Source organism: uncultured Cedecea sp. (assembly GCF_947498825.1).
GTDB lineage: Bacteria > Pseudomonadota > Gammaproteobacteria > Enterobacterales > Enterobacteriaceae > JGM124.
In genome coordinates this window covers 109087-115830 of record NZ_CANMLV010000015.1, presented here as the reverse complement: position 1 = coordinate 115830, position 6744 = coordinate 109087, and the positions used below count along the sequence as shown (strand labels likewise).

General features: G+C 41.5%; 7 protein-coding genes. 5 read left to right on the top strand and 2 right to left on the bottom strand.

Annotation, left to right across the window (positions count from 1 at the left end; translation table 11 throughout):
- Positions 1-114 (top strand): transposase domain-containing protein (locus tag Q1A40_RS15755; RefSeq protein ID WP_300001722.1); only part of this gene is annotated, 114 nt, incomplete at its 5' end.
- Between the two features lie 59 nt (positions 115-173).
- On the top strand, positions 174-821 hold the full coding sequence (locus tag Q1A40_RS15750) for a tyrosine-type recombinase/integrase (RefSeq protein WP_300001705.1): 648 nt from the start codon (positions 174-176) through the stop codon (positions 819-821).
- A 304-nt stretch (positions 822-1125) separates the two neighbouring features.
- On the opposite strand, the gene Q1A40_RS15745 is transcribed toward Q1A40_RS15750, so the two are convergent.
- Positions 1126-2739, bottom strand: a complete 1614-nt coding sequence (locus Q1A40_RS15745; RefSeq protein WP_300001703.1) for a restriction endonuclease — start codon at positions 2737-2739, stop codon at positions 1126-1128.
- Between the two features lie 382 nt (positions 2740-3121).
- Complete coding sequence (locus tag Q1A40_RS15740) at positions 3122-3334, bottom strand: hypothetical protein (RefSeq protein ID WP_300001701.1); 213 nt, start codon at positions 3332-3334, stop codon at positions 3122-3124.
- A 394-nt stretch (positions 3335-3728) separates the two neighbouring features.
- On the opposite strand from Q1A40_RS15740, the gene Q1A40_RS15735 reads away from it, so the two are divergent.
- The 3 genes from Q1A40_RS15735 to Q1A40_RS15725 all read left to right on the top strand — a co-directional run bounded on the left by Q1A40_RS15735 (position 3729) and on the right by Q1A40_RS15725 (position 6744).
- Complete coding sequence (locus tag Q1A40_RS15735) at positions 3729-4400, top strand: hypothetical protein (protein ID WP_300001699.1); 672 nt, start codon at positions 3729-3731, stop codon at positions 4398-4400.
- A gap of 333 nt (positions 4401-4733) precedes the next feature.
- Positions 4734-5333 carry a recombinase family protein gene (locus tag Q1A40_RS15730; RefSeq protein ID WP_300001697.1) on the top strand — a complete coding sequence of 200 codons (600 nt, stop codon included), beginning with the start codon at positions 4734-4736 and terminating at the stop codon, positions 5331-5333.
- Between the two features lie 325 nt (positions 5334-5658).
- A complete protein-coding gene (locus Q1A40_RS15725; RefSeq protein ID WP_300001695.1) occupies positions 5659-6744 on the top strand; it encodes an SIR2 family protein in 1086 nt (361 codons plus the stop codon).

The window sequence follows — 6744 nt, the reverse complement described above, 5'->3', positions numbered from 1 at the left end:
AACGGTATAGATCCGGAGCAGTATCTTCGACATGTTCTTGATGTGATAGCTGACTGGCCGATAAACCGGGTCAGTGCCCTGCTACCCTGGCGTATCACTCTGCCAGTGGAATAATCCTCTTACGTCAATACGGTTCTCGCTGGACGCTTACGATTTACTCATCATTTTTCAATGTGTTCCTGAAAAATGAAAAAGAGATTTTAACATCCTCTCCAACGGATGGAGTTAGAGTTGAAGTTATAGAGAACTCTCGCGGAGCGTACAACAGACAAGAAATACAACGTCTTATCGCATCTCTAAACTCGTATTCTTGTTGGCGGCGAGATTATTTCTTAACTTTGGTTTTCACAGGTGCTCGTCGTGGTGAAATTGCGGCAATATGTAAAAGTCATATTCGCAGAGACGAGGAAACAGGGCGCTGGTACATTTTCATTGAGGACGGTAAAACCAAACATGCTCAAAGGAGGATACCACTGCACCGTAAGTTAGAAAAATTAATCTTAGCGCGGATTAGAACACTCAAAGCCACAGATCTTGTTTTTGGTGATTTACCAACATATGAGCAAATCGGGCTTGAATGGCACAGTATTATGCAGCAGTCCGAAGTACAGAAATTAAGTGAATTTGGAAAAAAGAGAACGCTGCACTCACTTCGACATACTTTTGTATCGGAGGCCATGACAAAAGCTCTGCATCCAATCGTGCAGATTTGTGTTGGTCACGCTATAACTAAAACCTTGGGTATTTCGGGAAATTACACTCACCCAGAAACAATGGCACTGGAAAAATTTCTTCCCGCAGTCGATTGCATTGACTGGTAAGTATATTGTTGAAAAGAAAGTCAGCTCCGCTCAACTGTTTAGCTCAGACTTAAGCTGATATTTTTTGTTGATAGAACATAACTATACCTGACCGTCTGTTCTTAGCGGAGAGTGAACATATTCTACTAAGTGGATATTGCGATATAGGAATCAACGAAGAGCAGCTCAGCTCAATGGGATAACAGATAGGGCAGACGTTTCTGCCCTAAGTTTATATATCCTTTAATTACTCGACTAAAAGCTCGTGCTGAATTTCTATTCGTGAACATTCGTGACAAACATTAGTCCGAATCTGGTTCTGTAATTAAAAATTAGGGTTAATACGTGCTGATACCCCAGCATGCTCTTTTAAGAGATAAAGAAGCCCGCTTCCATCAATGAGTTCGATTGGTTTGTCTTCGCAGAAACGATATGCATCTTTACCGTATTGACTTGTACAGACCAGAATTCCTTTGTTAGCCCCTTCATTCATCATTGTTCCATAAAGATCTCTAACAGAACTGACACCAACTGTATCTTTATATCTTTTAGCCTGAATTACCACTTTTCCTCCGAGGATCGGGCGAGTGTCGAATGCAACGGCATCAACACCGCCGTCTTTTGTCCCTCTGGTGAGTTTGGTGTCCAGCCCCATCTGACTGAAAAGATTTGATACTAACACCTCAAATTCAGACGGTGAAAGTTCCATAAGGTTTGGTCTTGTCTCAAGGGCAGATAAAGAATCACCTTGTTCAATGAAGCGTTTATCAACCATGTTGAATTCGAGAATAGGTTTTACTGCCTGGAGTTCATCTGGTCGCCCTGAAACTTGTGCTCCTAGACTTCTAAGGCATGCGCTTTTTTCGACCCTTTCAAGTTTTATTTGCATGAAATCGTCCTTATGAGCACGGGCAGAGACTAATGTGACTTTGATGTCATGTCCGCTTGTAGGATCGATAGTTTCGATTACACCGTTAAACAGAACTGATGTTAAAGCAGATGCCTTGTCAGCCTCGAAAAGCTCATGTACTGTGCGGAGAGTAATTGCGGCGATTATGTTCTGATAAAGTTCTTTAATCTCACCAATCTTTCGCGGCTTGGCATCAATAGCGTCTCTTGTTTTGACATATCTGTATTCCAGCTCGCGTGGTACTACTGTAATTTCAGGTAAGCTGTATTCAACTACCAACTCTTTGCTGTCAGGTAAATAGGCCAACCTAAAGGTTTGTGGAAACCCCTTTTCGGGATATTCAGACCGTGTTAACACCATTTCGCAGTAAGCCAATACTCCGTCATGATCACAATTGAGATAGTCTTGTTCAAACTGGTCAACTTCATCGTGCTGACTTTTTATTTCTTCGAGATAAGCAGATCTTCGGATCTGATAATCAGCAACTAAAGCATCAAGCTCAATCTTCTGAGTTGAAAGTTTAACTAAATAATCTTCCTTGTTTTTACTAAAAGATTCCTCGGCACTCTGCAATTCTCGATAATATTTGTTTTTTATCCAAGGGAAAATAGTCTTCCATGCAGCCGGAGCATTCACGACTTTCATCACTGGCTCCGGGTCTGGTAAGAGATGCTGGGGAGTTTTAAAGTCTTCGAAATTTGGGGGCTTTTTCAGTGCTGAAAAATCAATCGAATCATCAAATTCGAGGGTATGTTCCAAAAGTGTAGAAAGAGCGGTGATATTATCGTTCAGCTCAGCGTTAAGATCAGAAACTTCATCTTGACGCTCTTCCAGATACATGGATTTTGCTAATTTATCCGCCTCTTTTTGCTCACGAAGTCTCTGAGCATTACCACGTTTTATTTCACGTTCTATGCGGCGAGCCTCGGCAAAATAATTACGCTCCGATCTCTTACGCTCACGCTCTGCTGCTGCAACGGCTCTGCCAGTAGCACGTATTAAACTTCCAAATCCTGATCTCCGTCCCATTCCAGTCTCCACAGCCTCCAACAGAATGTTCAGTTAGCTTGCCTCAAGTAACTTTCCACCCAATTAACCTGCAATTAATTTACTCTATTAGCACCAAGTCAATCTATAATATTTTAAAAAAAGCAATAAGCTAACATCTTAAAATGTTCAGGTTTGTTGCCTTTTAACTAACTAATGGGGGGCTGGTCATAAACTGATTAAGTACGAATTTATCAAGATCCGCTCATAGCACAGTACGACCTGTCAGGTTAGACTTAGCTTTGTGCTATGGCTGTTTTAGGAAAAATTTGGGCTGATACTGCTCAGCTATAAGTCAGGTGTATACGGCTCTGGTATTTATAATCTATGACACGCGGTATCTTAATTTCCTACCCCATATCTACTACTCTGCATCTTCCGTTTTAAATGTTTTGGTATACGGGCAGTGTTTCGACTTTGTTACATAAGTAAAGGTGTCGATGCTGTTGCTGTACACGCATAGAGTCTGCCCATTAGCGGTGGTCGACTGCTCTGGGGCATTCATCGTGATTTTGCCTGCCACAGCGTTAAACGACAGTATCAGACCCAATAACAAAACCTGCCTGTAACCTCTCATTCCTAGTCTCCTCGTTGAAATTCTCCTCAGGGATATCCTGAGCATATCACCTGTCCATCGCTAAATTGATTGATGAAATCGATCAATAGTGTGAATTTGACTGGCAAAACCATTTAAAATAAGTACATCTTTTCTTATGAAAATTGATTAAGGAACTGATTTTGAAAAAAATACTTCTGGTAGTGATGGGTTTGATGGTGGGAAGTGTATTTGCAAATGATGGCTCACCCGAATTGAAGACAGCCGCTAAAGCAGTAATTGAGTCGGCAGATTACCAATGCGACAAAGTTAATGGGGTTTTCCTGTGTTCTGCGACGATATCTATGAGTATATAATCAAAGATCGGGGTGGACGTTGGACTGTCGAAGTAAAAGATTGAGGAAAAAATTTAACAATGAATGAAGACAAAGAAGGAAAAAGATGCAAGGAATGTGGGCAAATAGTCCCAGACTGTGAGGACAAATCGTCTCAATGGGGAGATACAGGAGGTAAAAGCATATCTCCTCAGTTGGGAGAGGCAGTGGCTAAAATTATTCTTGCTCTAGTCATCATAGGGGGGGGATGGGCATATTTTTTTGGTGATAAATCATCGAATAGCGGTTCAAGCAATTCCTACTCTTCAAATGGTATTGCTAGTAGTAACTCACCAACAAGTGCGGATTTTATTTCCCCTGAGATGGCTAAAGTAAAAATGGCAGCCCCGGTAAATCTGGCTCCTGCGGAAACTAAGCCTTTTACGATCTCTCAGGTCTGTAGGGCAACAATAGCTGGGTTGTTTGGGCGTGAAGTCAACACGATGAAAGCGGTGAAAACTGATACTGCTGGCGTGTACACTGTTTCATACCGTCGCCCAGCGGATAATCAACTATTTTCCTTTGACTGCAAACTCTCTGGTGATTACGTGATATGGCGAGAATCGGGGCAATACTCTAATCGCTGGAGTGGAACAAGAGATGTGCCATTCAACGTTGCCTTCATGATTGATAATTCCGGTCTTAAAATCAGTGAGCTTTACGCAGGCTCTGATGATATATCATATAGATACACGCTTAAGAGTTTTAAGTAAGATCTACCGGAGGCAGTTTTTTCTGCCTCTATTACCCCCGCCCCGAAAAATCATCAGTAGCCTTCACAGCCTTACTCATAGCCAGTATAGAAATATCTTTGGCGCACTGTCAGCACGGTCTAGCAGGTTCATATCATTCATAGGGGTTACTCTGAATCTTTATCAAATATCTATAGGGTGCGGAGCTGCTATTTGTTGGTATCAACAATCGTTCGTTTTACGACACCAGCAAATACACCATAAATGAGGTGTCAATAAATTAGCATATTGATATAATGATACCAATAGGGGATTATGATACCGTTTCTGATACCAGCTAAGGGACACCATATTATGAGCCGCACTTTTGCATATTGCCGTGTTTCAACTAGTGAACAAACAACAGAAAACCAGATCATGGCGATTCGTCAGGCTGGTTATGATATCCCTGATAGTAGGGTTATCTCTGAAACTGTCTCCGGTGGAGTACAGGCCATGAAGCGTAAAGAATTTGCCAATATGGTAACTAATAAGCTCGAAGGCAAAGACAAAGACAAGCCCGGAGATAAGCTGGTAGTGTTGAAGCTGGATCGCTTGGGAAGAGACAATATCGATGTCCAGCAGACTATCTTAATGTTGATGGAGAAGGGAATTGATGTTGTCTCACTCGATTTGCCTGTAAGCAATCTTGCCAGTGCCGAAGGTAAGTTGATGTTGCAAATGTTTTCGGCCTTTGCTGAGTTCGAGAAGTCTCGGATAATTGAACGTACCAAAGAAGGGCTGGAACGGGCTAAAGCCGAGGGTAAGAAGCTAGGTCGACCAGTAGCAACGGACACCTTAAAACGAGTACAGGAAGCTAAAGCAAAGGGGCTGAGTCAGTCTAAGGCGGTGCTTGAGTTAGGTTTGAGCCTACCGACGATTAAACGTAACTGGAATGTCAAAAAAGAAGCGTAAACTGCGTTTCCCATATTTGAACTGGTAGTTTTTTCTGTTAAGCACAACAAGTTTGACTATCTATTTTGAATGAAAAACAGAAATTCCAAACGGCTTTCGCAACTAATGAAAGAATTACTACCATCATTTGGTATTAATAAACGAAGCGAGAGATATCCTTAAGGTAGTAATACCCTTTTATATCTGTGTTCTAAAGCCGATTCTGCGTAAAAGACCAATTTCCGACTAGCAAAAACTTGATACCTTAATGTAAGAGAATAGAACACTGATGCTACAGTTATTAAAGTTTATGCACTGAAATTTAATGATTTAAGTGAGGAGAAAGATGGAGCTGACAAAGGAATTTGCATATCAAGCAATTGCCGAGTTTTTTACTGATAAGCCGTTTGTTTTGTTTGGTACAGGAACTTCATGTGCTCTTGATTTGCAATTTGGGATGCCAGCTCTAGAGAGTCATCTTCGAGCCGAGCTGACTAGTGATATGACCGACACCCAGGTACAACAATGGCAGCAAGTTATCTCTGCGCTTGATGATAAAAGCCATGATTTTGAATCTGCTATGGACTTCATCAAGGATGAGGCTCTTACCGCTCGAATAGTGGAACTAACAGCTAACTTTGTCGCACAACTCGATAACACCTACGCCCATCCAATTATGTCAGGGTTATGTGATTGGCCAGCAGGTTCTCTACTAAAAAAGCTGGTTGAGGCTTTACCACAGGCCGATAAACAACTCCATGTTGCAACACCGAATTATGATTTATTAGCTGAGTACGCATTTGTCCGATATAAGCTTCCATACATTACGGGATTTCACGGTGGCTTCCTTCGACATTACGACTGGAGTGAAGCGAAAAAGGCAGTTCAGTCGATACAGAAAAATCTAGGCAAGCAAAGGCAACCACCAAGAATCGTTGAATGCAAACATGTTCGGCTACACAAACCGCATGGCTCGTTAAATACATTTGAATGGGATGCTCAGCTTATAGAATGTAATAGCTGGATGCTCAACAAACCAGAAGGCGTTGTACGATCAATGATTACTCCTGGTACAGCAAAATATCAGCGCTTACACAAAGACAGAGCCCAGTTGACTGAATACGATAATGCCGTAGGAAACCACACCAGCTTTCTGTTTTTAGGATTTGGTTTTAATGATTCTCAGCTTGTTAACAATACATTTAGGCAAAAGCTTGAACAAAACCAATGCCGTGCATTAGTAATCACTCGTGATTCGAATCCGAGAATCGAAGAATGGCTAAATAAATGTCCGAATATGTGGCTTATATGCAAACAGCTCAACTCAGATAACAGTAGAATATACAACAAAAAGTTTAAAAATTGGCTGCATATAGATGATAAGGAATTATGGCGTTTTGAAACATTCACCAACGAATTTTTAGGAGGGTAA